This window comes from Ferruginibacter sp. HRS2-29, from assembly GCF_024343615.1.
Taxonomy (GTDB): Bacteria; Bacteroidota; Bacteroidia; order Chitinophagales; family Chitinophagaceae; genus Ferruginibacter.
The window spans coordinates 1-1,087 of the sequence record NZ_RJUB01000107.1 but is presented as its reverse complement, the minus strand read 5'-3'; the positions used below and the strand labels follow the sequence as shown (position 1 = coordinate 1,087).

The window sequence follows — 1,087 nt, the reverse complement described above, 5'->3', positions numbered from 1 at the left end:
TACGAGTACGGGAGCAACTCCTGTAACATATGTATTAGATGGTGTTACCTCCAATACAACGGGCATCTTCTCAGGCGTTGCCGCAGGGCCTCATAACATAACTTTCACCGATAACAACGGATGCCCGGGATCCGTGAGTACTGTAGTAACCGCAGGGCCAGCCCTTACGGGTACCGCCACCCCGACAGCTACCTCTTGCAATAATTCAACTAACGGAAGTATCACAATGGCTTCCAATGGCATAGTGCCTGTTACATATGTATTAGATGGAGGAACAACTAATACGACCGGAATATTTACAAATGTAAGTTCCGGTGCCCACACCGTCACATTTACGGATTCCAGGGGATGTACAGGAACAGCCACCACAACAGTAGTTGCGGGCCCGGCGTTGACCGCCAATGGCAACCCGGTAGCGGCATCTTGTCCGGGTGTAAATAATGGGTCGTGGACGATCACCACCAACGGTGTTACACCAATAACATTTGTGATAGACGGTGGGACGACAAACAGCACGGGCATTTTCACCAGTCTGGCCCCGGGATCGCATACCATCACATTTACGGATTCCAGGGGATGTACGGGAACGATCACGCATACGGTTGGGGTTGGCGCAGCTATCACAGGTACCGCCACTCCCACAGCAACTGCTTGTCCGGGCATAAATAATGGTACAATCACTGTAACCTCTACCGGTGCGGCGCCAGTTACCTATATACTGGATGGTGGAACAAGTAATACAACGGGCATCTTCACCGGCGTGGCCGCGGGAGCCCATACCGTTACATTTACAGATAACAATGGCTGTACAGGCGCTGCATCCGCCACAGTAACATCAGGCGCCGCCATAACAGGAACCGCTACCCCGACAGCCACTTCGTGTAACAATGCTACTGACGGAACGATCACCGCTACTTCTAACGGAGCTACTCCGGTAACATATGTACTGGATGGCGGAACAAGTAATACAACGGGCATCTTCACCGGCGTTGCCGCAGGGCCGCACACGATCACGTTTACCGCCGCCAACGGTTGTTCGGGCAACGCTACCGCAACGGTTACTGCCGGACCGACGCTGGTTGCCAAT

The 1,087-nt window shown here is 53.1% G+C and carries 1 protein-coding gene; it reads left to right on the top strand.

Features of this window, described 5'->3' with window-relative positions; translation table 11 throughout:
* The coding region (locus tag EGI32_RS11415; protein ID WP_255155486.1) for a hypothetical protein at positions 1–1,087 on the top strand (1,087 nt) is incomplete at both ends.